The following is a 21123-nucleotide window of genomic DNA, read 5'->3' as shown; positions in this document are numbered from 1 at the left end:
CGTGACCATGGACACGATCGACCTCCACAGCATCAACCCGTGGGAGGTGTCCTTCCTGCGCGAGGAGGTCGGCGCCTACTTCGCCCACGGTGTCGGGCTCGCCCCCGGTGCGACCGTCCTCGACGTCGGCGCCAACGTCGGCGTCTTCTCCGCCGCCGTCTACGAACGGCTGGACGGCGACGTGCGGATCTTCGCCTTCGAGCCGCTCCCGCCCCTGCACGCGACGCTGGAGCGCAACGGCCGTGACTTCTTCGGCGGCCGGCTGAAAGCGCTGCCTTACGGGCTGGCCGCCGCCGAGGACGAGCTCGACTTCAGCTACTTCCCGGCGGCGACCATCTTCTCCTCGTCGTGGCGCGACGCCGCGAACGTCGAGGACGAGCGGAAGCGGGTCACCGCCAGCGTCGTCGAGATGATCCGGCGCGGCGGGCTGGGCGCCGGGCTGCGCCGCGTGCCGGCGCCGATCCTGCGGGGGATCGTCGGGCGCAAGCTGCGGGTGATGCGGGAACTCGAAACCCACCGCGTGCGCGTCCGGCCGCTCTCGGCGGTGCTCGACGAGCTGGGCATCGAGCGCGTCGACCTGCTGAAGGTCGACGTCGAGGGCGCCGAGCTCGACGTCCTGCGCGGCCTGGAGGACCGGCACTGGCCGCTGGTCCGGCAGGCCGTCGTCGAGGTCGAAGGGTGGCGCCGGCACCGCGACACCGTCCGCGACGTCTTCGCCGCGCGCGGGTTCACCGTCGAGGCCGTGCAGGACCCCGTGCAGGAGGCCGCCGACATCGGGATGGTGTTCGCGGTCCGTTAACGGCGGAGTTCGAGCCAGTCCAGGTTGATCGCGCCGGTGTCGCCCGGGGCGTAGGACAGGGTCACCACCGGGTCCCGGCCGCTGAGCGGGACGTCGGCGAAGGTCGTGGTGCCCCAGGCGTCCCAGCTGTCGGACACCTTCGGGAAGCCGACCTGCCGGACCGGCTGCCCGTCCACCGACAGCGTCATCGTCCGGGTGTCGTTGTTGGCGTTGGCGTACCGCACGGTGAACGCGGCGCGTTCCGGTGCCGTCGTGGCGCGGTGCACGGTGAACGACGTCGACGCGCCCTGCGCCCAGAGGCCGTCGAGGAACGCGCGGCCCGAGTAGCCGGTGTGGTTGACGTTCGTCTTCACGCCGCCGGTGTTGCGGGCGTCTTCGGCTTCGAGGTGCGCCGGGTCGGGGCAGCCGGTCAGGGCGGCGGTGCCCGCGGTGTCGGCGCAGCGGTCGCGGTCGTCGGGCACGCCGTCGCCGTCCCGGTCGCCGGCGGGCGCCCCGGTCAGGGTGATGGTGATCGTGTGGTCGCCGGTGAGCGTGCCCGGGATCGCGGCCGGGGCGGCCCGGCCGTCTACGGCGAAGGAGGCGATCGTGCTGCCCGCGCCGCGCAGGGCGATGGTGAGGTTCGCGCCGCGGTAGCGCAGGTTCCGCAGGGTGACCTCACCCCAGCCCGCCGGGAGGTGCGGCGCGAAGGACAGGCCGCGGTCGGTGAACGTCAGCCCGAACAGGCCGGTGTGGATCATGTCGAGGAACGCCGTGGCCGACCACGTCTGGTCCGGTTCGGACCCCCAGTGGAACTTCACCGTGTCGCCCAGCCGCTGCCAGCCGCCGTCGACGACCCCGGTGGTGCCGTTGTGGATCTCCCAGAAGCCGCTGTTGCCGCCGGCCAGCTTGGCCAGCCGCGCGGTCTCCGCCGCGAAGGCGTTCTGCTCGCCCTGCCCGGCCAGGGCTTTCGCCCACAGGCCCAGCACGAGCGGCCAGACGATCGCGTTGTGCCGGCCGGGCTGCGCGTCGCTGTAGCGCGCCCAGTGCGGGAAGGTGTCGGGCATGCCCCACGGCAGCTCCCGGGCCCGGGCGAGGATCGACCGCGCCTGCGCCGGGTTCGCGATGCCGAAGATCAGCGCGAACGCCAACCCGGTGCCTTCCTGGAAGGCGCCGCGGGAGCCGTCGGCGAGCAGCTGGTAGTCGTACAGCCCGGTGGCCGGGTTCCAGAAGTTCCGGTTGATCGCCGCCCGCAGCGCCGCGGCCTTGCTCCGGAGGGCGGCGACCTCCGCCGCCGGACGGCCCAGCTTCCCGGCCATGTTCGCGGCGTTGACGTAGGCGGCGTAGGAGAGCTCGTTCGTGCTCAGGTACATCCCGGTCGCGACGCCGGGCCACGGCATGCTCCCGGTGCTGACCGACTCGGTCGCGTCGGCGGGCGGCGCGGGGTAGCCGGCGATGCCGTCGTTGAAGAAGGACGCGCCGGTGAACAGGCCGTAGGCCGGGTTGAACCCGGCCGTCGTGGCGTGTTCGCGGATCGTCAGGGTGGTCGCCGCGGTCCGGTAGGCGTTGCCGAGGAACGTCCGGTCGCCGGTGACGAGGTAGTGGTGCCAGGCGGCGGTGACCCAGACCACCTGGTCCCACTGCTGGTCGTCCTGCTGCACGCGCAGGGCGCCGCCGGCGTCCTTGTCGACCACCGCCCACAGGGTGTTCTCCGCCAGCGCCGGGTCGAGCAGGCTGGTGGCGTTCCAGCTGTTGATCGACGCGTCGCGCGTCCACGGCTGGTCGTAGCCGCCGCCCGCGCGGACGATGCCGGTCGCCGGGTCCAGCAGGCCGCTCCGGTCGTACCGGGTGTCGTACCCAATCGTGTTGGTGCGCAACAGGTTCTGCAGTGCGGCGGCGTAGGCGGTGCCGAACAGCGACTGGCTGTCCGGGTTGGCGAACGCGAGCGAGGGCGGTGCCGGGCTTGCCGTGGCCGGGGCGGCGCCGGCGAGCGCGCCGCACGCCGTCACCAAGGCCAGGAGCGTGGCGCCGATCCGCTGCGGGAAGTTCATGACCTGTACCCCTTCCGGCCGGGCGCCATTGCACCACGGAAGGGACGGTCTCTCTCCGGATGCGCCCGGATCCTGTCCGTTTCTGTCCACCACGGCGACGGTCGACCCGATCACCGCGAGTGATCATGATCGGCGCGGCGACCCGGCCAGGTGGCAGCGCCGGGCTCCGCCGTTGCATACTGCTGGAATGGCGCGCAGGAACCCGGAGACCGCACGGTGAGTCCCCGAGAAGGGCCGTCGCGCCCGAAATTCGGCCGCATCGACCCGTTCTGCCTGATGGCGGTGCTGCCGGTGCTGCTCGTCGCCGGCATCCTCGGCGCGCTCGTCCACATCGCGCTCGGCATCGGCTTCGCGGTGTTCGCCGGCCTGATCCTGCTGTTCGACTCCTGGGTCAACCGGCCCCGGCCGGCCCCGCGGGACGAGCGCCCGGCCCGCGCACCCCGCCCGGCGGCCCCGCCGCCGGCCCGCGGACCCGCGCGCACGCCAGGCCGCGCGCCGGCTCGCGCACCCCGCCCCCAGGACGGCCGCGGCCCCGCCCGGGCGCCGGCTCGCGCACCGGTGCGGCGGGCAGGTCCGCCGCCCGCCGGCGGTGACGGCTGGCGGTGAACGCCCCTCGCCTCGCCGCGGGGTGACGTCCGGCGGTTCGGATCGGCCCCCGGTTCTCCGCGAACGGCCGGTCACCCCTTCGGCTCGCGTGATCGAAGGGTCGACACGGCCCGGAACAGCCGTGAGCGGAGCCGGTCGTCAACCGCCGACGTGGATGCCCGGGCGGCGGGCCGGGTCCTTCTCCGCGCTGCGGATGATCTCCCGCACCACCGGGGCCGTGTCGCCGCGACCGAGGAGCAGGTAGCGGAACAGGTGGCCGAGCGGGTTGCCCTCCGACCACTCGAAATAACACCGGGGCCGGACACCCGTCACGTCGCGCAGGGTGAGCAGGATCGCCGCGATCGCGTTGGGGGCCGCGGGGCTGTTCGCGCGGAGGATCCGGTAGCCGTCGATCTCCACGCCGCGCACCTCGAGCACGTTGCTGAACTCCGACGGGTCCACCACGTCGATCTCCAGGAACAGGATGTCGGCGGCGCCCGGCACCGGGTTCATCCCGCGCTGCTCGGCCTCCTTCGCCGAATACTCGGCGTGGTCACCGCCCTGGCGCTTGTTGGCGACGATGTTCAGGGCGCCGTCGTGGGCCAGTGAGCCGGCGATGAACCGGCGGGCCTCCTCGTCGAACTCGATGCGGTCGGCGCGCAGTTCCGTCGTCCGCGACACGCGGGACACCAGCGAAACGACGATGATCCCGAGGATGAACAGGGCCGAGATGGCGATCCCGTCCGGCTTTTCGATGACGTTTTCGACGAGGGCGTACAGCAGCACGAGCGTCAGGACGACGAAGCCGGCGGCCGCGCCGCGCTGGCGGCGCCGGATCGCCGAGATGCTGACCGCGACCGCGCCGGAGACCATCATCGCCAGGATGCCGGTCGCGTAGGCGCCGGCCTGGGCGTTGACGTCGGCGCCGAACGCGATGGTGATGAGGATGCTGATCACCGTGTAGACGACGACCACCGGCCGGACGGCGCGGCCCCACTCCGGCGCCATGCCGTACGAGGGCAGGTACCGCGGGACGATGTTGATCAGCCCGGCCATCGCCGAGGCCCCGGCGAACCACAGGATCAGCACGCTGCCGACGTCGTAGACGGTCCCGAAGAGCTCGCCGAGTTCGCGGTGGGCCAGGTAGGCCATGGCGCGGCCGTTGGCCTCGCCGCCCTCCTTGAAGGCGTCGGCCGGGATCAGCACCGTGGTGACGAAGCTGGTGGCGATCAGGAACACCGACATGATGAGCGCGGCGGCCGTCAGCAGCTTGCGCGTGTTGCGGATCCGGGATTCCAGCTTCTCCTCGGCGTTCTTCCCGTCGGCCGCGACCAGCGGCATCATGCTCACGCCGGTCTCGAACCCGGACAGCCCCAGCACCAGCATCGGGAAGGCGATGACGGCCGGGCCGATGACGCCGGCGAACCCGCCACCGCCGGCGGTGAGCGCGTCGGCCCAGTGGGAGAGGGCAGCCGGATCGCCGAGCAGGTCGATCACGCCCGCGACCGTCACCACGGCGTTGAGCAGCAGGAAGACGGCGACGAGCGGGATGGCGACCCCGACGGCCTCGCTGAACCCGAGCAGGAACACCCCGCCGAGGATGAGCAGCAGCACGACGGTGATCAGCACCGCGTGGCCGTGCAGGAAGCCCGGCAGGTACGGGTTCTCCAACAGGTGCACGGTGGCGTCCGCCGACGACAGCGTGATCGTGATGATCCACGACGTCGCGACGAACCCGAGCAGGGTGAGGACGAAGAGCTTCCCGCGCCAGAACGGCAGCAGGTTCTCCAGCATCGCGACCGAGCCCTGGCCGTGCGGGCTTTCGCGGGCCACCCGGCGGTACATCGGCAGCATCCCGAGCAGCGTCAGCGCGACGATCAGCAGGGTCGCCAGCGGCGAGAGCGCCCCGGCGGCGAGCGCGGCGATGCCGGGCAGGTAGGAGAGGGTGGAGAAGTAGTCGACGCCGGTCAGGCACATGACCTTCCACCACGCCTGCGGCGTGCCGTGGTCCTCGCCGCCCGCGCGGCCGACCGGCGCGACGCGGTGCTCCAGCAGCCACCGCGCCACGGGCGAGGAGGGCGGCTGCGGCGGTGCCGGGCTGTCGACGCTCGCCGGTATGGTCAAATCGGGTGAAGCACCCATTTCGCCCTCTCGTCCCCTCGTCCCCGCAAAACCGTGGTGCTCAGCATGCCCGACCCCGCGGCGACGGCGCACGGGAGGCTCCGGACCGGCGGTCCTCTTCGGACGGTAGGGGCCTCGCGTGATCGAAGGGGCCTAGCGCGTGATTTGAGGGTCGACACGGCGGTCGCCGTTTCCCGGGCCGCGACGGCGGGTAGCCGAGGCGACATGCCCGGACGTGAAGACTTGCCCAGCACGTTGCTGCGGTCGCCGCGCAAGGCCCAGGACACCTGGGTGGCCGCGCACGACTCCGCCCTGGCCACCTACGGCCCCGGCCGGCGGGCCCAGCAGACCGCCTACTCGGCCTTGAAGCACACCTTCGAGAAGGTCGGCGACCACTGGGAACCCAAGCCGGAGCGCGGGCCATCGGACGAGCAGGCCGCCCGGGGCGCCGGGCAGCCCGAGAAGCCGACCCACGGTGGCGTCAACGCCACCGCGAGCCGGCAGCACCTCTACGAGCGCGCCAAGCAGCTCGGCATCCCCGGCCGGTCGCGGATGTCCAAGGACGAGCTCGTCGCCGCCCTGGAAAAGGAGAACCGCCGGCGCACCGACCGGGCCCGGCGGGCCGGGTGAGGTGCCCGGTCAGAACTCGTCGGTGCCGGTGAGCTCGTGCTCGAAGGCGTCCGCGCGGGCGACGACCGCCTTGAGCGGGCGCTCGAACTCCTCCTGGATGCTGAGGTCCTCCAGCGGCACGGTGTGCTTGAGCAGCGCGACGCCGTCGACCACCGCCGCACCGCCGACGGCCGAGCCGCCCGCCAGCTCGAGGAACCGGCGCAGGTCGACCTGGTCGGCCCAGCCGACCGGGGAGGACAGTTCGATCCACGAGCCGCCGTCGAGCTCCGCGAGGTGATGCACCGTCACCTGCTGCGTCCGGTCCCGCGGGCCCTCCAGCCGGAACCGCAGCCAGCCCTCCGACTCCTCGAGGACCTCGTACCGCGTCCGGACAAAGTTGATCACGTCGATCCAGGTGGTCACCCGCTGCGCCTCCCGCCTTCGGCCTGCCTGCGCGGTCGAGCATCTCACGTCCGCGTGAACAACGGACCGCTGGTTGCCGGGGCGGTTCCGTGACACGATCGAAGGCGTGCGGAGCCGTCCAGCAGCGTGGCGGATTTCGCCGGTCGTCGTCGGCGGTGAGCACCGGTGACCACCGGCCGTCCGGCGCGGTTCCCGGTCGTGGCCCTGGTCGCTTCGGCCGGCGGCCTGGACGCCTTCGCGCGGGTGCTCGGCCCGCTGCCCGCGGGCTTCCCGGCGGCGGTGCTCGTCGCTCAGCACCTCGACCCGTTGCGGGCGAGCCACCTGACGTCGATCCTGGCCGAGCGCACCGCACTCCGGGTGGCCGAAGCCGGCGACGGCGACGAGCTCGTTCCCGGCGTGGCCCTGGTCGTCCCGGCGGGCCGGCACCTGCTGCTGGCGCCGGAATCGCGGGTCGTGCTGGTGGACGCCGGTGCCCTGCCGCCGGCGCGGCCGTCGGCGGACCTGCTGCTGGCCACCCTCGCCGTGACCTGCGGCCCCCGGGCACTGGCCGTGGTCCTGACCGGCAAGGGCACCGACGCCCAGGCCGGGATCCGTGCCGTCGCCCGCTGCGGCGGCACCGTGTTCGCCCAGGACGAGGCGACGTCCGCGCACTTCGGCATGCCCGGCGCCGCCATCCGCACCGGCCTGGTCCACGCCGTCCTGCCGCTGCCCGGGATCGCCGCCGCCGTGCTCGCCCACGTCTGGTCGGCGAGCGACCGGGTGTTTAGCCCGGACGGTGGGGGCTACCCGGTGTAGTGAACGGTCTCCACTACCGTGAGCTCCACAGTGAGGAGGTGGGCGCGGTGCCACCCTTCCGGCGTGACCTCGTGGTCGTCGGTGCGTCGGCCGGCGGGGTCGAGGCGCTGCGCACGGTGGTGTCGGCGCTGCCGCCGGACTTCCCCGCCGCGGTGCTGATCACCATGCACCTGTCCGCCGGGACGCAGAGTGCGCTGGCCCGCATCCTCGACAGAGCGGGCCCGCTGCCGGCCCGGGAAGCGCGCCACGGCGCACCGATCGAGCCGGGCACCGTCTCCGTCGCGCGCCCGGACCGGCACCTGCTCACCGGCGACGGGATTCTCGTCCTGACCCAGGGGCCGACCGAGAACGGGCACCGCCCGGCGATCAACGCGACCTTCCGGTCGGCTGCCCTGACCGGCGGTCCGAGGGCCGTCGGCGTCGTGCTCTCGGGCGTGCTGGACGACGGCGCGGCCGGGCTGCGCGCGATCGTGGACCGGGGCGGCGTCGCCGTCGTCCAGGACCCGGCCGACGCGCTGTACAGCGGCATGCCGGAGAACGCGCTGGCTCAGGTGGACACCGAGCACGTGGTGCGGGCCGGCGAGCTCGGCGCGCTGCTCGACAAGCTGGTCCGGATGCCGGTCGAGGCGGCCGAGCTCCCGCCGCCCCCGGTGTCCCTGCTGCTGGAGGACCGGATCGCCCGCGAAGCGGTCCGCGCCGGCGCGCTCCCGGACGCCGAACGGGACGACGCATCGGGGTACACCTGCCCGGACTGCCAGGGCTCGCTCACCGAGGTCGACCTCGGCCGGTACCGCTGCCGGATCGGGCACGCCTGGTCGGCGCAGGCCCTGCTCGCGGCCCACGACGGCGAGTTCCGGTTCGCGTTGCAGAAGGCGTTGCGCGCGCTCGACGAAAAGGCGGGCCTGTCCCGGAAGCTGGCCGCCCAGCTCTCCGGACGGCACCCGGGCGGGCTCTCGGACCGTTACGCGGCGTCGGCCAGGGAAGCCGCGCAAGCCGCGGAGACCCTGCGCCGGTTCCTGCTCGAGACGACCGACGGCGCCGGGGAGGAAACGGCGGCACCATGAGCCACACCCCCGTCCACCTGACCGTCGGCCGCCGCGAAGAGGCGACCGTCGTTCAGGTCAGCGGTGAACTGAACCTCGGCTCGTACCCCGTCCTGCGCGACGGCCTGCTCAAGATCGCCACCGACGCGCCGGACGGCCTGGTGGCCGACATCGGCGAGCTGGCCATCGCCGACTCCTCGCTGGTGAGCGTGTTCTCCCTGGTCGCCATGCGGATCGGCGACTGGCCGGGCATCCCGTTCACGATCGTCGCCGAGGCGGGGCAGCGGGTGCTGCTGATTCGGCACGTGGTCGACCGCTACGTCCCGGTCCGCGCCGGCCTGGCGGCGGCGATCGCGGCACTGGACCACCCGGTGCGCCGCCGGAGTGAACGCACCTTTTCCCGCGCCGAAAGCACGTCGGCGCACGTCCGCGAGTTCGTGACGCGCCGGTTGCTCGAGTGGGAGGTGGCCGAGCTCGCCGAGGACGCCCGCCTGATCGCCACCGAGCTGGTCGAGAACGTCCTGCGGCACACCGCTTCCGAACCGAAGCTGCGGCTCGACCTGCGCCGCGGGGTGTGCACGGTGGCCGTGGCCGACCAGGACACCCGGCCGGCCATGCTGCTCGAACGGCTGTCCCCGTTCGAACCGGGCATGGGACTGAAGCTGGTCGCGCAGGTCGCCCGTTCGTGGGGCTGCAGCCGGTCGTGGGCCGGGGGCAAGGTCGTCTGGGCCGTGCTGGTTCCGAGTGCCCGCACCACCGGTGACCGTCCGGCCGGGTAGCGTGTCGGACCGTGACCGAGCCCAAGGAACCCAACGGCGAGTTCGAGTCCGTGCTCACCTACCTCAAGGAGTCGAGGGGCTTCGACTTCACCGGGTACAAGCGGAGCAGCCTGATGCGCCGGGTCCGCCGCCGGATGAGCCAGGTCGAGATCGACAGCTACGCGGACTACATCGACCAGCTCCAGGTCAACGCCGACGAGTTCGTCGCACTGTTCAACACGATCCTGATCAACGTGACCGGGTTCTTCCGCGATCCGGACGCGTGGGACCACCTGCGGGAGCACGTGCTGCCGGCCCTGCTGGCCGAGCGCAGTCCCGAAGAGCCGATCCGCGTGTGGAGCGCCGGCTGCGCGGCCGGCCAGGAGGCCTACAGCCTCGCGATGCTCTTCGCCGACACCCTCGGCGTCGAGGCGTTCCGGCAGCGGGTGAAGATCTACGCCACCGACGTCGACGACGAGGCACTGGCGCAGGCCCGGCACGCGGCCTACACCCCGGCGGAGGTCGAAGGGCTCAGCGAGGCGCAGCTGGAGCAGTTCTTCGAGCTGCAGGGCAGCCGGTACTGCTTCCGCAAGGACCTGCGCCGGTCGGTGATCTTCGGCCGCAACGACCTGGTGCAGGACGCCCCGATCTCGCGGATCGACCTGCTGGTCTGCCGCAACACGCTGATGTACTTCAACGCCGAGACCCAGACCAAGATCCTGGAACGGTTCCACTTCGCCCTCGCGCCCCGCGGTGTGCTGTTCCTCGGCAAGGCCGAGATGCTGTTGTCCCACACCAGGATCTTCGAGCCGGTGGACCTCAAGCGCCGGGTCTTCCGCAAGGCCGTCAACGCGCCCGTGAGCTTCAACCACTTCGTGTCCCACAGCTTCCCGCAGCGGCGCACGCAGGACATCTCCGGCCTGGAGGAACTGCGTGAGCACGCCTTCTCGGCGAGCCCGGTCGCGCAGATCGTCTTCACCGAGGGCGAGACCACGGCGCTGATCAACGCGCAGGCGGAAGTCGCGTTCGGACTGTCCGAACGCGACATCGGGCGGCCGTTGCGCGATCTCGACGTCTCCTACCGCCCGGTGGCGCTGCGTGCGTACGTCGAGCAGGCCCGGCTGGAACGCCGGTCGCTGCGGATCAAGGACGTCGAGTGGCGCCGGGCCGGCGAGACCGTCTGGTACGAGGTGCACGTCAACCCGCTGGTGAACAAGGACAAAACGCTGCTCGGCGTCTCGGTGGTGTTCCACGACGTGAGCTGGGCGCGCCAGCTGCTCACCGAGCTGGAGCACACCAACCGGCAGCTGGAGTCGGCCTACGAGGAACTCCAGTCGACCAACGAAGAGCTCGAGACCACCAACGAGGAACTCCAGTCCACCGTGGAAGAACTGGAGACGACCAACGAGGAACTCCAGTCCACCAACGAGGAACTGGAGACGATGAACGAAGAGCTGCAGTCCACCAACGACGAGCTGCAGACGATCAACGACGCCCTGCGCGAGCGCAGCCTCGACCTCGACGAGGTGAACGAGTTCCTCGAATCGGTGCTCACCTCGATCCGGGCCGGCATCGTCGTCATCGACGCCGAGATGCGGATCAAGGCGTGGAACCGCGGCGCCGAGGACCTCTGGGGCGTGCGGCGCGAGGAGGCCGAAGGCACCCACCTGCTGAACCTGGACATCGGCCTCCCGGTCGCCGACATTCGCCCGGTCGTCCGCGAAGCCCTGTCGGACGCGACGTACTACGGCGAGCTGATGCTCGACGCGATCAACCGCCGCGGCCGCGCGGCGGTCGTCCGCCTGCTGTGCAGCCCGCTGCGCACCCCGAACGGCGAGAGCCACGGTGCGCTGCTGATGATGGAGGAGACGAAGTCCGAGCAACCCGAGTGATTGCGGCGGCGCCCGCCGGGTGCTATCCGTTGATCCATGGGGTTGACCAAGGTGTGGCTCGCGACCCTCAGCGACGGCCTGCTCAGGGCCGACCAGGTCGTCGGCCTGACAGCGCACGCGACACCGGCACTGACCGGAAAGCCACCGCGCTGGCTGCTCGACGCCACGATCCGCACGGCGGCGGGCAGCGGCAGCGGCGACGGGTGGGACATCGGCATCCTCCACCGCACGCTGATCCAGACGCCGGCCGAGCCGGTGGGGGCGCCGGAAGCGCTCGCCCGCCTGCTGGCCCGGCTGGACGGTGAGGACGCGGCGGGGCTGATCGCCGCGGTGGCGGACAGCGGGAGCCGGGTGCCGAGCGTGGTGCGGTTCGCGTTCCGCCCGTTCGAGGACGACGCAGGTTCCGGGGCCTGAAGCCGGCTTGGTGGGGGCGATCCGGCCGAGCGAGGTCGCTTGGCGGCGTACGTGACTTCGGGGCCGGGCCGGGGAAGTGGGAAGGCCGGCGAGGGCTCCAGCACCCGATCGGCGTGGCCTGGGCTCCGGCGACAAGCGCCGCCGGAGCCCCGCCGCCGTTACTTGGTCAGCGCCGCGATGCGGCCGAGGACCTCGGCCTCACCCAGGGCCTGGGTGATCGCGTGCAGGTCCGGGCTGCGCGTCGAGCCGGTCAGGGCGATGCGGATGATCTGCGAAGCCTCGCGGATCGAACCCGGGTAGCCCTCCGGGTTCTTCTTGAACTCCTTGGCGTTGCGGGCGAAGCCGTGCTTGGCCGCGACCGTGCGGATCTGGTCGAACCACTCCTGGCCGTCGTCGAGCTGGCGGTAGTCCGCCGCGAAGTCGCCGGCCACCGCCCGGACGACCGCCGGGTCGACGCCCAGGGCCGCGATGCGCTCGTCCTCGGGGCCGGTGACCGCCGCGTGCAGCTGCGGGAAGAAGAAGCCGTAGACCGCGCGGAACTCGCTCCACTTCTTCAGGTCCTTGCGCGGGTTCTCCGCCCCCTCGCGCTCGACGGCCAGCGCGCGCAGCGCGAGCTCCGGCTCCTCGTCCAGCACCCGGCGCAGCTCGGGGTCGAATCGCTCGGCCCAACCGCGGACGGCCTCGAGGATCTCGGCACCGGACAGCGTCGCGATGTGGTCGGCCGCGATGTCGTCCAGCTTGACCAGGTCCACCAGCGGGCCCGCCACGCCGCACTCGGCGAGGTTGATCGGCTCGGTCAGCGCCTGCTCCAGCGGCATTTCCGCGAGCCGGCCGTTGACGAGGCCGCGCAGGTAGTACAGCACCGCGTCGGCGGGGTAGCCGGTCTCGATGAAGAAGTCGACCGACGCTTCCGGGTCCTTGCGCTTGGACAGCTTGCGCTTGCTGCCGCCCTCCTGCTTCATCAGCGGCGCGATGTGCGCATAGGTGATCGGCTCGAAGCCGAGCGCGTCGAACAGCTGCTGGTGCACCGGGACCGACGAGATCCACTCGTCGCCGCGGATCACCAGGTTCACCCGCATGAGGTGGTCGTCGACCGCGTGCGCGAAGTGGTAGGTCGGCAGCCGGGGGCTCTGGTCGGAGCTCTTGAGGATGACGACGTCGTTGCGGTTGGCCTCGGCTTCCAGCGGCCCGCGGATGGCGTCGGTGAAGCGGGCGCGGGCCCCCGTGTCATCGGGGGCGCGGAACCGCACGACGTACGGGGCACCCGCGTCGAGCTTGGCCTGGACGTCGGCCGGGTCGGCGTCGCGCCAGATCGCCCAGCTGCCGTAGTAGCCGGTGGGCAGCTTGGTGGCCTGCTGCCGCTGGGTGATGGCGGCCAGCTCGTCCTTGGTCGCGAAATCGAGGTAGGCCTTGCCCTGGCGAAGCAGGTCGCGGACGTAGCTGAGGTAGATCCGCTCGCGTTCCGACTGCTGGTACGGGCCGTAGCCGCCGCCGCGGTCGATGTCCTCGTCGGCGGCGAGGTGGAAGTAGGAGAAGCCGCGCTCGAACTGCTCGAGGACGCCCTCGACCTCGCGGGACTGGTCGGTGTCCTCGATGCGCACGAGGTAGCGGCCGCCGGAGCGCCGGGCGACGTCCTGGTCGATCAGGCCGACGTAGACGCCGCCGAGGTGGAGGGAGCCGGTCGGCGACGGGCCCAGGCGCGTGACCAGCGCGCCTTCGGGGAGGTCGCGGGCGGGGTACTGCTGCTCCCAGTGCTCGGGCTCGGGCAGGTCGGCAGGGAAGAGTGCGTCGATGACCGCTCGGTCCAGCATGGGTTGTTCTCCCGCGTCGTGGTGCGCTTGCCTCGGCGAAAATGGCCGGTTTCGCCGACGACGAGCCTAGCCGTGCGGCCCGCCGCCCCGGCCGGGCAGGTGGTGCTCGGCAGGCCGCGGTGCTAGCTTGCCGGGAATGCGTCGTCGGATTCCGTTCGCCAGAACGCTTTCGGCCTTGGCCGCCCTCCTCGTCCTCCCGCTGACCGCCCCGGCGGCCGCCTCCGCGGCGCCGGGCCGTGAATGCGCGACCCCGTCGATCGACCGGCTGCAGCAGTGGCTGGCCAGCGGCGAAGGGACGACCGTCCCGGCCACCGGGAGCCTGCTCGTGCCCGAGGGGCGCCGGTACGCGGCCCGGGTGACGTTCCTGAACGCCGAGTGGCACGTGGCCGTCGTCTGGGTGGGCAACCGGTTCGAGGCGCAGGCCGACCTGTCCCGGTCAGCGGGATTCCTGCTGACCTACCGCGCGACCGACGATCTCTACGTCCAGCTGCGCCCGGCCTCGCACTGGAGCGGCGGCGACAAGTGGCTGACGCTCGTGCCGTCGACGGGCGGCCGGCTGGTGACGAAGTTCTTCAGCTTCTCGCCGCGCCGGTGGACGTCGCTGCCGGAACTGGGCACGCCGTCGTACTCGTTCGCGTCGGCGCTGCGCGAGGCGCGGGGGCTGGTGTTCGTCGGCAAGACGCCGAACGAGCTGGAGTTCCGCGGCCTGCGCATCGACGGCTACCGGCCGCCCTGCCTCTGACGGAAATTGTCGGTGCCCCGTGTGACACTGCGGGGGTGATCATCGTCTTCGAGGCCGAGCTGTGGGAATGGGACGCCCGGCGCACCGAGAGCTGGGTGTTCGTCAGCCTGCCCGCCGACGCGTCGGAGGACATCCGCGAGCTCGCCGCCGAGCCGCGGCGCGGGTTCGGCTCGGTGCGCGTCCGGGTGACGATCGGCGTCACGAGCTGGCGGACGTCGATCTTCCCGGACAGTGCGCGCGAGGCCTACGTCCTGCCGTTGAAACGCGCCGTCCGGAACGCCGAAGGCCTCGGCGTGGGGGACACCTGCACCGTCACGGTGGAGCTCGTCGATTTCTGATCGCGCGATCGGCGCGAAACGCGATCGGCGGCGGAACGGATCTGTCATGATGCGGGCACAGGGCCCCGAACCGCGCAAAGGGAGACACGATGTCCGCCCAGATGGACGAGCTGCTCGCCCAGTTCCAGAACTTCCAGAACAAGGTGCGGCAGGCCGAGGCCCGCTTCGCCGGCGTCGGCGACATGCAGGAGCGGATCGCCCGGCTGGAGACCACCGTGACTTCGCCGGACGGCACCGTGACCGTCACCGCGGGCGCCGGCGGGACCATCACCGACCTGCGGCTCACCGCCGGGGCCACCCGCGTCGAGGCCGGGCAGCTGGCCGCGACGATCATGGCCACCATCCGCCGGGCGGCGGCCGGGGCCGCGCAGCAGCAGGCCGGCATCGTGGACGAGACCTTCGGCGACGCGTTCGGCGTCGACGTCTCGGCGCAGGTGCGCGAAGCCCAGGCGGAAGCCTTCGGAACCGCGGCGGCCGAACCTGCGTCGGACCCTCAGCCGCGGCAGCCGTCGCGGCCCGTCCGCCGGCCCGTCGCCGGGGACGACGACGACTTCGACCAGGGCCCCATCCTCCGCCGATCCTAGGGAAACCCGCGATGCCAGACGGAATCCAGACGAACATCGGGGCGATCTCCGCCTACGCCAAGCAACTGCCGTTCTACGAGCAGGAAGCGGACAAGTTCGGCGCGAAGATCGACGCCGCCGACGTCACGAACGAGGCTTGGGGACTTGTCGGCCTCTGGGCCAAACAGGGCTACACCGACCGCCTCGCCGAGCTGCGTTCGCTGCTCACCGACCTCAAGGACGGCGTGGACGGGTTCACCACGAAGCTGACCAAGGCCGCGGAGATGTACCAGGGCGCCGAAGACGCCGGGAAGGTCACCTTCGGCCGGTACGAGGCGGAAATCGACGCGATCGGACAGGGCGAGTGACCGAGCCGAAGAAGAGCATCGCCGACGCGCTGGACGTCGGGGCCTACGACGAGAGCATGGGCGCGAACCTCGACCGCGCGGCCGGGTTCGTGCCGGTGGCCGGCACCGCCTACAAGGCGGGCAAGAAGATCGGCGAGCACGCCCGGCAGGCCGCGGAGGCGGACGGCCCGGGCGAGCTGGCCTCCGCGGGGGCGGCGCTGGTCGGGGACGGCGCGGCGTTCGTCGGGGCCGCGGCCGCCGACATGGTCACCTTCGCGATGGACCCGATCGGGTGGCTGGTCAGCCACGGCCTCAACATGCTGCTCGAACTGGTCCAGCCGCTGCAGGACGCGCTGCACCAGGTCACCGGCGACGGCCCGGCCATCGGCCACGCGTCGGAAAACTTCGTCACGATCGCGCAGGGCTTCGTCGCGCTGGCCGACGACTTCGAGCGCACCGGCGACACCGCGCTGGCCGAGTGGGTGGATGAAGCCGGCAACGCGGCGAAGGAAGCGCTGGGCGACTTCTCCTCCGGCATCCGCGGCATCGGCTCGGCCGCCGGTTCGGTGGCCGAGGTGCTGCAGATGTGGTCGATGGTCATGGTGGTCATCGAAGAGGTGATCAAGGGGATCATCACCGAGCTGGTGTCCTGGCTGATCACGCTGTGGCTGCCGGCGCTGGCGGCGTCGGTGATCAGCTTCGGCGGTTCGGTGGCGGCCGCGATGACGGCGTCGATCGCCAAGGCGGCCAGCGTGCTGCAGAAGGTGACGCGCTACCTCGGCAAGTTCGGCAAGCTGCTCGACAAGTTCATGGAGTTCCTGGTCCGGTACTCCGGGAAGCTCGAGGTGTTCGCCCGCAAGCTGCGCATCGGCGTGATGCCGGGCGAGACGAAGTTCGGCTTCGGCGCGGTCGCCCAGGGCTGGCAGCCGAGCAACCGGGCGCTCACGACGATGTTCGGCACCTCGGCCGGGGTCAAGCCGTTCCTGGCCGGTGCGGGGGTGAAGGCCGGCATCGGTGCGGGCAAGGGTGCGTTCGCCGAGGGCAAGGAAGCCGTGTCCGCGGAGGGGGACGAGCCGTGGTTCGACAAGAGCGAGATCGGCGGGGACCGGAGCCCGGAGGAGACGCGCAAGGACCTCGACATTTGAGCGAGCGCATCGATCGCTGGGCCGAGGACACCCGGGTCCGGCCCGGGCACCGCGAGCGCGTCGAGGCACTGCTGCGGGACCGGTGGCACGAGCCGGTCATCGTGCTGCACTTCGGCGACACCGACGTGGGCTACGACGTCCCCGGCCGCCGCCGGGACGGCACCGTCGTCGGGAAGCGGTTGATCCGGCGGTTCTTCTGGAACGTGCTACGCGGGATCGGCGCCGCGGTGTTCGGCGTCTTCGCCCTGGCGCACGGCGAACGGCCGGGGCTGCCGTTCCAGCGCGTGATCGGCGTCACGGGCCCGGAGAACGCGATGGCGCTCGACCTGGTCGACCGCCTCCGGTCCGTGGGGGGCGCGTGGCTGGCGTGCTCGCCGTCGTGCCTGGCGGTGGTGGACACCGGGGCGACCTCGACCGACCCGGCCGACGCGCCGCCGCCGCGGATCGTCTGGGAAGCGCGCAAGCCGCAGGCGCCGGAGCTCAGCTTCCGCAAGAGCACGCTGACCTGGCCGGACGGCTCGGTCTTCCGGCTGCCCGTGCAGGGCCGCACCGAGCAGCAGCACCTGCGGAAGTTCGTCGAGTTCCCGGACATCGTCCACTGGAACGGCCGCTAGTCCGCTTCGCTCGTGCAGGCCAGGCGGGCCCAGACGACCTTGCCGTCGTCGTGGTGGCGCACGCCCTAGGCGAGGGTGAGTTCGTCGACGAGCAGCAGGCCCCGGCCCCCGGCGCGGCCGGGCACCCGCAGCCGCGGTTCGCCGGGGCCGGCGTCGGCGACCGCCACGGTGACCACGCACGGGTCCTGCGCGAGGTGCAGCCGCAGCTGGCTCGGCCCGGTGGCGTGGACGTAGGCGTTTTCCAGCAGTTCCCCGATGACGATCACGGCATCGACCCGATCGGCCTCGGCGAGCGTCGCCAGCCGGGCCTCGGCCCACCGGCGCGCGGAGGTCACCGCGGCGGGGTCCGCTCCGGCCACATCGAGCACCTGCCATCCCGCGCCCCAGTTCACGTGCGTCCTCCTTCTCCGGAGGGCTACCCGCGAATCCGCCGGTTACTCCTCCGGGACGGCGAGGGGGTGGCCGATCCGCCAGAGGAAGGCGGCGCGCAGGGCGTCGATGAGGGCTTCGTCATCGCCTTCGCTGGGGCGCTCGCCCATCGGCAGCCAGAGCCCTTCGTCGGGGACGCCGCCGATGACGCGCGTGAGCGTGACACCCGGATAGGTGAGCGTCTCGGGTCCCCCATCGCCCTCGGAGACGACGACGCGCCGGGACTCCGCCCGGACGAGCACCTGCCGCTGGTCGTTCATGTCGCGCGTCTTCCCGAACCCCGAAAGCCTTGCCGCCGTCCAGCATAGCCACGCAAAGCGGCGAACACCTTCGGGCGAACAGCGGATTCTCGTTCACCTCAGCTCAAGAACCCCTGCGTCCCAACATCTCCGCTGGCGGACACGGCGCACTCCGAGGGGGAGGCGAGCACGCCGCGCCCGTCTTCGAACGGTACGCCGCGGCGAAGAAGGCGGCGGGGGAACGGCTCGGTGGGTTGTTTGTATTGCCGGGTAGGGGTTTCCGGCTTGAGTGAGGTTCGAATGTCGGCGAGCGGGGTGGGAATCGGGCCGCGGGCGAGCCGACAGCTGCCGAGCGAGTCGCCGGGCCCGCCGAGCGGGCCGCAACGCCAGCCGCAACGCCAGCCGCAACGCCAGCTGCCGAGCCGACCGCCGAGCCGCCGCCGAATCAGCCGCAAAGCCACCCGAGCCGTCCCACTGTCCGGTTGCTCTGCGCGACCCGCTCCTGGGCGAATTGCCCGGTACCTATCTTTTGTCCCATCCGACGAAAGTCGGTACCGCCCACCGACCCGCCGCAGCACCCTCGATCCACCGCCGGCCACAACGCCGGCTCGGCCGGTGCCGCCACCCTGGGTGCCGGCTTCGTCCGCGATCGCGAAAGTGAGTTGCCGGCATGCGCAGAACGTCCCCGGGACACCACCTCCTCGCCCGCTCCGCCACCGCCCTCGTGGCCGCCGCCGCGGCCATCGGGTTCAGCGCCGCCGCGAACACCGCCGGCGCCGAGACCATCGAGGGCTACTCCGCCACCGTGCAGCAGGAGGCCGTTGCCTCCCTCGCCGCCGAGGCCGGGATCAGCGAATCCGCCGCCGTTGCGCTGCTGCGGACCCAAGCGACCAGCGTCGGCACCCTGCAGCGCGTCACCGCTTCCCTCGGGGCCCGCGCCGCCGATGGCTACCTCGACGACGCCGCCCGGCCTGTCGTCAACGTGCTCGACCAAGCCGCCGTCGACCAGGCGAAGCAAGCCGGCGCGCAGGCGAGGGTGGTCAAGCACTCCAGTGCCGCCTTGGCGAGCGCGCAGGATGCCCTGCAGACACTGCCCGCGGTGACGCACACCTCCATCGGGCTCGACCCGAAGGCCAACCAGGTCGTGCTGACCGTGGCCGACGCGGCCAAAGGCACCGACGCGCTGCTGAAGGCGGCCGCCTCGCTCGGTGACCGGGTGCGCGTGGAGCGGGTCTCCGGGGAGATGCACACCGCCATCTACAACGGCGAAGCCATCACCGGGGGCGGCACCCGCTGCTCGGCGGGCTTCAACACCAACCGCGGCGGGCAGAACTACCTCATCGATGCCGGGCACTGCACCCGCGCCGTCTCGCAGTGGAACGTCGGCCCGTCGCAGGGGGCGAGCTTCCCCACCAACGACTACGGCCTCATCCGCAACACCACCGGCAGCGCGCCCGGCGCCGTCACCCTGTGGAACGGCTCCACCCAGCGGATCAGCTCGGCCGGCACCGCGACCGTCGGGCAGCGGATCAGCAAGAGCGGCAGCACCACGCACCTGACCTCGGGCTCGGTGCAGCGGACCAACGTGACGGTGAACTACGCCGAAGGCTCGGTGTACCAGCTGATCCAGACCAACGCGCTGGTCAACCCCGGCGACTCCGGCGGCTGCCTGTTCGCCGGCAGCGTCGGCCTGGGCATCACGTCCGGCAAGGGCGGCGGGAGCTCGTACTTCCAGCCGGTCGGCGAGGCGCTGAGCGCGTACGGCGTCACGCTGAACTGAACCGCGGCCGGTGGGGGCGCCACCCCGGCGTCCCCACCGGTACGTCAGTCGCGGCGGTGGAAGATGAGCCGGTAGCCGGCCAGGATGATCAGCGCGCCCAGGATGGCCAGGCCCCACGTGCGCAGGTCGAAGAACGTGCCGAGCTGGGTGTGGAACAGCGTCTTGCCGATCCAGCCGCCGACGAACGCGCCGGCGATGCCGAGCAGGATCGTGATGATGCAGCCGCCCGGGTCCTTGCCCGGCATGAGGGCTTTCGCGATCACCCCGGCGATGAGACCCAGCACGATCCAGGCGATGATGCCCACGGGGTTGTCCTCTCGTCCGCTACCTCTTGACGGCACAGGATGGCAGGCAGCGGCCCCGCGGGCGCGCCGAGCCACGCCGACGTGATCCGGATCTCACCGCAACGGCGAACGGCCCGCCCGGGATGTCCCCGGACGGGCCTTTTCCGCCTGCTCAGCCACCGCCGTAGGTGGCCTGCGTGACCGCGAAGACGTTGCGGTTGCCCGCGCCCTCCTGCAGCGACCACAGCAGGTCGGCGGCGGTGTCGTCCTCCCAGTAGGAAAGGCTCTCGCCGCTGCCGACCCAGGCGAAGGTCTGCGAGGCGGCCGACGGCTTCCAGTAGTGGAGCTGCTTCGCACCGGACGACTGGAACCACCAGCGGCCGTTGTGCGAGGCGACGCCGTTGAGCTTGTACCAGGGCAGCTGCAGCGCCTGGCTCGCCGTCGTCGTCGCGGCGAACGTGCCGCCGGCGGCGAACGGGTAGCGGATCGCCCGCGGCGCCCGGTTCGGGTAGTCGGTGCAGCCGGACGAGCAGGTGTACTCGGTCATCACGATCGACTTGCTCACCCGGTCGAGGGAGATCGACGACCACGCGAGGTTCGTCCCCGACGTCGTCTTCGAGGAGATCGTGCCGACCTGCGGCAGGACGTAGGCGTAGTTGTGGGCGTAATACGTGCTGCCGGTCTGGTGGCCGATCTGGTCGGCCGTGCCGCCGGTGTTCGTCTTGAGGATCTTGCGCATGTCGAACACGCGCATGCCCTTCCCGGTGTCGGCGACGTAGAGGTAGTCGCCGAACCAGGACATGCCGCCGGCGTGGATCGGGATGTCCTTGAAGTCCGGCACGTCCGCGGTGCCGGTCGGCTCGACCAGCAGGACCTTGCGGTAGGCGTTCGGGTAGTCGGCGTCCCAGTCGACCAGGGTGATCCGGCTGCGCTGCTGGCCGCCGTCACACCCGTCCTTGGTGTACCAGCTGACGGCGACGAGCTGGTGCCCGTCGTAGTTGCCGCCGTTGGCCGTCCCGACGGCGTCGCGGCTGGTGGTGATGCCCTGCGGGTAGTTGGTGCAGTCGGAGTTGTCGCCGCTGTCGAACCGGAACCCGGTCTCGAGCCCGGCGACGGAGAACGACGACGGCAGGGCGGTGCGGTCGTGGTTCGCGTTGTCCATCACGGTGTGGACGGCCGCGGTGCCCAGCTTCGACACCAGGGCGCCGTTCACCGCGTCGAACTGGTTGTAGGTGGCGGTCAGGGTGTATTGGTCGGCGGGCAAGGTCGACGGCGCGCTGGACGGGTTCGCGGGCGAGGAGATCCGCCTGGTCATGCGGCCGACGCAGGTCTACGCGACGCTGCTGACCGACTCGACCCACCCGG

24 protein-coding genes are annotated in these 21123 nt (G+C 71.8%); 16 read left to right on the top strand and 8 right to left on the bottom strand.

Annotated elements, in window-relative coordinates:
- The first annotated feature begins 7 nt into the window (after nucleotides 1–7).
- The gene (locus ACWEF6_RS15920) at nucleotides 8–799 is read left to right on the top strand and encodes an FkbM family methyltransferase (RefSeq protein ID WP_449683666.1); all 792 of its coding nucleotides are present in this window, start codon (nucleotides 8–10) and stop codon (nucleotides 797–799) included.
- On the opposite strand, the gene ACWEF6_RS15915 is transcribed toward ACWEF6_RS15920, so the two are convergent.
- Nucleotides 796–2826, bottom strand: a complete 2031-nt coding sequence (locus tag ACWEF6_RS15915) for a glycosyl hydrolase family 65 protein (protein ID WP_449683595.1) — start codon at nucleotides 2824–2826, stop codon at nucleotides 796–798. The genes ACWEF6_RS15920 and ACWEF6_RS15915 overlap by 4 nt on opposite strands.
- Before the next feature lie 216 nt (nucleotides 2827–3042).
- On the opposite strand from ACWEF6_RS15915, the gene ACWEF6_RS15910 reads away from it, so the two are divergent.
- Complete coding sequence (locus ACWEF6_RS15910) at nucleotides 3043–3432, top strand: hypothetical protein (RefSeq protein ID WP_449683594.1); 390 nt, start codon at nucleotides 3043–3045, stop codon at nucleotides 3430–3432.
- A 138-nt stretch (nucleotides 3433–3570) separates the two neighbouring features.
- Here the strand turns inward: ACWEF6_RS15910 and ACWEF6_RS15905 are convergent, their stop codons facing one another.
- Nucleotides 3571–5553: an amino acid transporter gene (locus tag ACWEF6_RS15905; RefSeq protein WP_449683593.1), complete on the bottom strand. Its 1983-nt coding sequence runs from the start codon at nucleotides 5551–5553 to the stop codon at nucleotides 3571–3573.
- Nucleotides 5554–5757: 204 nt separating this feature from the next.
- Between ACWEF6_RS15905 and ACWEF6_RS15900 the strand changes: the two genes are divergently transcribed.
- On the top strand, nucleotides 5758–6162 hold the full coding sequence (locus tag ACWEF6_RS15900; protein WP_449683592.1) for a ChaB family protein: 405 nt from the start codon (nucleotides 5758–5760) through the stop codon (nucleotides 6160–6162).
- 9 nt (nucleotides 6163–6171) lie between these two features.
- On the opposite strand, the gene ACWEF6_RS15895 is transcribed toward ACWEF6_RS15900, so the two are convergent.
- Complete coding sequence (locus ACWEF6_RS15895; protein WP_449683591.1) at nucleotides 6172–6564, bottom strand: hypothetical protein; 393 nt, start codon at nucleotides 6562–6564, stop codon at nucleotides 6172–6174.
- 165 nt (nucleotides 6565–6729) lie between these two features.
- Between ACWEF6_RS15895 and ACWEF6_RS15890 the strand changes: the two genes are divergently transcribed.
- The 5 genes from ACWEF6_RS15890 to ACWEF6_RS15870 are packed head-to-tail and all read left to right on the top strand — an operon-like array spanning nucleotide 6730 to nucleotide 11466.
- Nucleotides 6730–7359, top strand: a complete 630-nt coding sequence (locus ACWEF6_RS15890; protein WP_449683590.1) for a chemotaxis protein CheB — start codon at nucleotides 6730–6732, stop codon at nucleotides 7357–7359.
- Nucleotides 7360–7397: 38 nt separating this feature from the next.
- Complete coding sequence (locus ACWEF6_RS15885; protein WP_449683589.1) at nucleotides 7398–8423, top strand: chemotaxis protein CheB; 1026 nt, start codon at nucleotides 7398–7400, stop codon at nucleotides 8421–8423.
- Nucleotides 8420–9181 (top strand): ATP-binding protein, encoded by a 762-nt coding sequence (locus ACWEF6_RS15880; protein WP_449683588.1) that lies wholly within the window; start codon nucleotides 8420–8422, stop codon nucleotides 9179–9181. Before ACWEF6_RS15885 ends, ACWEF6_RS15880 begins: the two co-directional genes overlap by 4 nt.
- An 11-nt stretch (nucleotides 9182–9192) precedes the next feature.
- Nucleotides 9193–11052: a CheR family methyltransferase gene (locus ACWEF6_RS15875; RefSeq protein WP_449683587.1), complete on the top strand. Its 1860-nt coding sequence runs from the start codon at nucleotides 9193–9195 to the stop codon at nucleotides 11050–11052.
- A gap of 36 nt (nucleotides 11053–11088) precedes the next feature.
- A complete protein-coding gene (locus tag ACWEF6_RS15870) occupies nucleotides 11089–11466 on the top strand; it encodes a hypothetical protein (protein ID WP_449683586.1) in 378 nt (125 codons plus the stop codon).
- A gap of 158 nt (nucleotides 11467–11624) precedes the next feature.
- Here ACWEF6_RS15870 and ACWEF6_RS15865 read toward each other — a convergent pair whose 3' ends face one another.
- On the bottom strand, nucleotides 11625–13277 hold the full coding sequence (locus tag ACWEF6_RS15865) for a glutamate--tRNA ligase (protein WP_449683585.1): 1653 nt from the start codon (nucleotides 13275–13277) through the stop codon (nucleotides 11625–11627).
- Between the two features lie 175 nt (nucleotides 13278–13452).
- On the opposite strand from ACWEF6_RS15865, the gene ACWEF6_RS15860 reads away from it, so the two are divergent.
- The 6 genes from ACWEF6_RS15860 (at nucleotide 13453) to ACWEF6_RS15835 (ending at nucleotide 17026) form a co-directional block, all read left to right on the top strand.
- Nucleotides 13453–14019 (top strand): hypothetical protein, encoded by a 567-nt coding sequence (locus ACWEF6_RS15860; RefSeq protein ID WP_449683584.1) that lies wholly within the window; start codon nucleotides 13453–13455, stop codon nucleotides 14017–14019.
- Between the two features lie 35 nt (nucleotides 14020–14054).
- Complete coding sequence (locus ACWEF6_RS15855; protein ID WP_449683583.1) at nucleotides 14055–14357, top strand: DUF1905 domain-containing protein; 303 nt, start codon at nucleotides 14055–14057, stop codon at nucleotides 14355–14357.
- An 89-nt stretch (nucleotides 14358–14446) separates the two neighbouring features.
- Nucleotides 14447–14941, top strand: a complete 495-nt coding sequence (locus ACWEF6_RS15850) for a YbaB/EbfC family nucleoid-associated protein (RefSeq protein WP_449683582.1) — start codon at nucleotides 14447–14449, stop codon at nucleotides 14939–14941.
- Between the two features lie 11 nt (nucleotides 14942–14952).
- A complete protein-coding gene (locus ACWEF6_RS15845; RefSeq protein WP_310969968.1) occupies nucleotides 14953–15288 on the top strand; it encodes a hypothetical protein in 336 nt (111 codons plus the stop codon).
- Nucleotides 15285–16412, top strand: coding sequence for a hypothetical protein (locus ACWEF6_RS15840; RefSeq protein WP_310969969.1), 1128 nt, complete (start codon nucleotides 15285–15287; stop codon nucleotides 16410–16412). The genes ACWEF6_RS15845 and ACWEF6_RS15840 overlap by 4 nt, the downstream gene beginning before the upstream one ends.
- The gene (locus tag ACWEF6_RS15835; RefSeq protein ID WP_449683581.1) at nucleotides 16409–17026 is read left to right on the top strand and encodes a hypothetical protein; all 618 of its coding nucleotides are present in this window, start codon (nucleotides 16409–16411) and stop codon (nucleotides 17024–17026) included. The genes ACWEF6_RS15840 and ACWEF6_RS15835 overlap by 4 nt, the downstream gene beginning before the upstream one ends.
- Nucleotides 17027–17091: 65 nt before the next feature.
- Here ACWEF6_RS15835 and ACWEF6_RS15830 read toward each other — a convergent pair whose 3' ends face one another.
- Complete coding sequence (locus tag ACWEF6_RS15830; RefSeq protein ID WP_449683580.1) at nucleotides 17092–17418, bottom strand: ATP-binding protein; 327 nt, start codon at nucleotides 17416–17418, stop codon at nucleotides 17092–17094.
- 42 nt (nucleotides 17419–17460) lie between these two features.
- Nucleotides 17461–17715: a hypothetical protein gene (locus ACWEF6_RS15825; protein WP_449683579.1), complete on the bottom strand. Its 255-nt coding sequence runs from the start codon at nucleotides 17713–17715 to the stop codon at nucleotides 17461–17463.
- A 649-nt stretch (nucleotides 17716–18364) separates the two neighbouring features.
- Between ACWEF6_RS15825 and ACWEF6_RS15820 the strand changes: the two genes are divergently transcribed.
- Nucleotides 18365–19474 carry a S1 family peptidase gene (locus ACWEF6_RS15820; RefSeq protein WP_449683578.1) on the top strand — a complete coding sequence of 370 codons (1110 nt, stop codon included), beginning with the start codon at nucleotides 18365–18367 and terminating at the stop codon, nucleotides 19472–19474.
- Between the two features lie 44 nt (nucleotides 19475–19518).
- On the opposite strand, the gene ACWEF6_RS15815 is transcribed toward ACWEF6_RS15820, so the two are convergent.
- On the bottom strand, nucleotides 19519–19779 hold the full coding sequence (locus tag ACWEF6_RS15815) for a GlsB/YeaQ/YmgE family stress response membrane protein (RefSeq protein ID WP_176176806.1): 261 nt from the start codon (nucleotides 19777–19779) through the stop codon (nucleotides 19519–19521).
- A 151-nt stretch (nucleotides 19780–19930) separates the two neighbouring features.
- Nucleotides 19931–21022, bottom strand: a complete 1092-nt coding sequence (locus ACWEF6_RS15810) for a hypothetical protein (protein WP_449683577.1) — start codon at nucleotides 21020–21022, stop codon at nucleotides 19931–19933.
- A gap of 49 nt (nucleotides 21023–21071) precedes the next feature.
- On the opposite strand from ACWEF6_RS15810, the gene ACWEF6_RS15805 reads away from it, so the two are divergent.
- Nucleotides 21072–21123, top strand: a 52-nt coding sequence (locus ACWEF6_RS15805) for a hypothetical protein (RefSeq protein ID WP_449683665.1), incomplete at its 3' end; no start/stop codon positions are given.

The sequence above is a fragment of the Amycolatopsis sp. NPDC004772 genome, assembly GCF_053601215.1.
The sequence above is the reverse complement of the archived record's forward strand: the minus strand, read 5'-3'. Positions and strand labels throughout refer to the sequence as shown.

Excerpts from the sequence above, each read along its gene's own strand:
- ACWEF6_RS15850 (WP_449683582.1), top strand. The coding sequence starts at position 14,447 with ATGTCCGCCCAGATGGACGAGCTGCTCGCCCAGTTCCAGAACTTCCAG.
- ACWEF6_RS15880 (WP_449683588.1), top strand. The coding sequence starts at position 8,420 with ATGAGCCACACCCCCGTCCACCTGACCGTCGGCCGCCGCGAAGAGGCG.
- ACWEF6_RS15865 (WP_449683585.1), bottom strand. The coding sequence starts at position 13,277 with ATGCTGGACCGAGCGGTCATCGACGCACTCTTCCCTGCCGACCTGCCC.
- ACWEF6_RS15900 (WP_449683592.1), top strand. The coding sequence starts at position 5,758 with ATGCCCGGACGTGAAGACTTGCCCAGCACGTTGCTGCGGTCGCCGCGC.
- ACWEF6_RS15845 (WP_310969968.1), top strand. The coding sequence starts at position 14,953 with ATGCCAGACGGAATCCAGACGAACATCGGGGCGATCTCCGCCTACGCC.
- ACWEF6_RS15915 (WP_449683595.1), bottom strand. The coding sequence starts at position 2,826 with ATGAACTTCCCGCAGCGGATCGGCGCCACGCTCCTGGCCTTGGTGACG.
- ACWEF6_RS15820 (WP_449683578.1), top strand. The coding sequence starts at position 18,365 with ATGCGCAGAACGTCCCCGGGACACCACCTCCTCGCCCGCTCCGCCACC.
- ACWEF6_RS15870 (WP_449683586.1), top strand. The coding sequence starts at position 11,089 with ATGGGGTTGACCAAGGTGTGGCTCGCGACCCTCAGCGACGGCCTGCTC.
- ACWEF6_RS15825 (WP_449683579.1), bottom strand. The coding sequence starts at position 17,715 with ATGAACGACCAGCGGCAGGTGCTCGTCCGGGCGGAGTCCCGGCGCGTC.
- ACWEF6_RS15905 (WP_449683593.1), bottom strand. The coding sequence starts at position 5,553 with ATGGGTGCTTCACCCGATTTGACCATACCGGCGAGCGTCGACAGCCCG.
- ACWEF6_RS15920 (WP_449683666.1), top strand. The coding sequence starts at position 8 with ATGGACACGATCGACCTCCACAGCATCAACCCGTGGGAGGTGTCCTTC.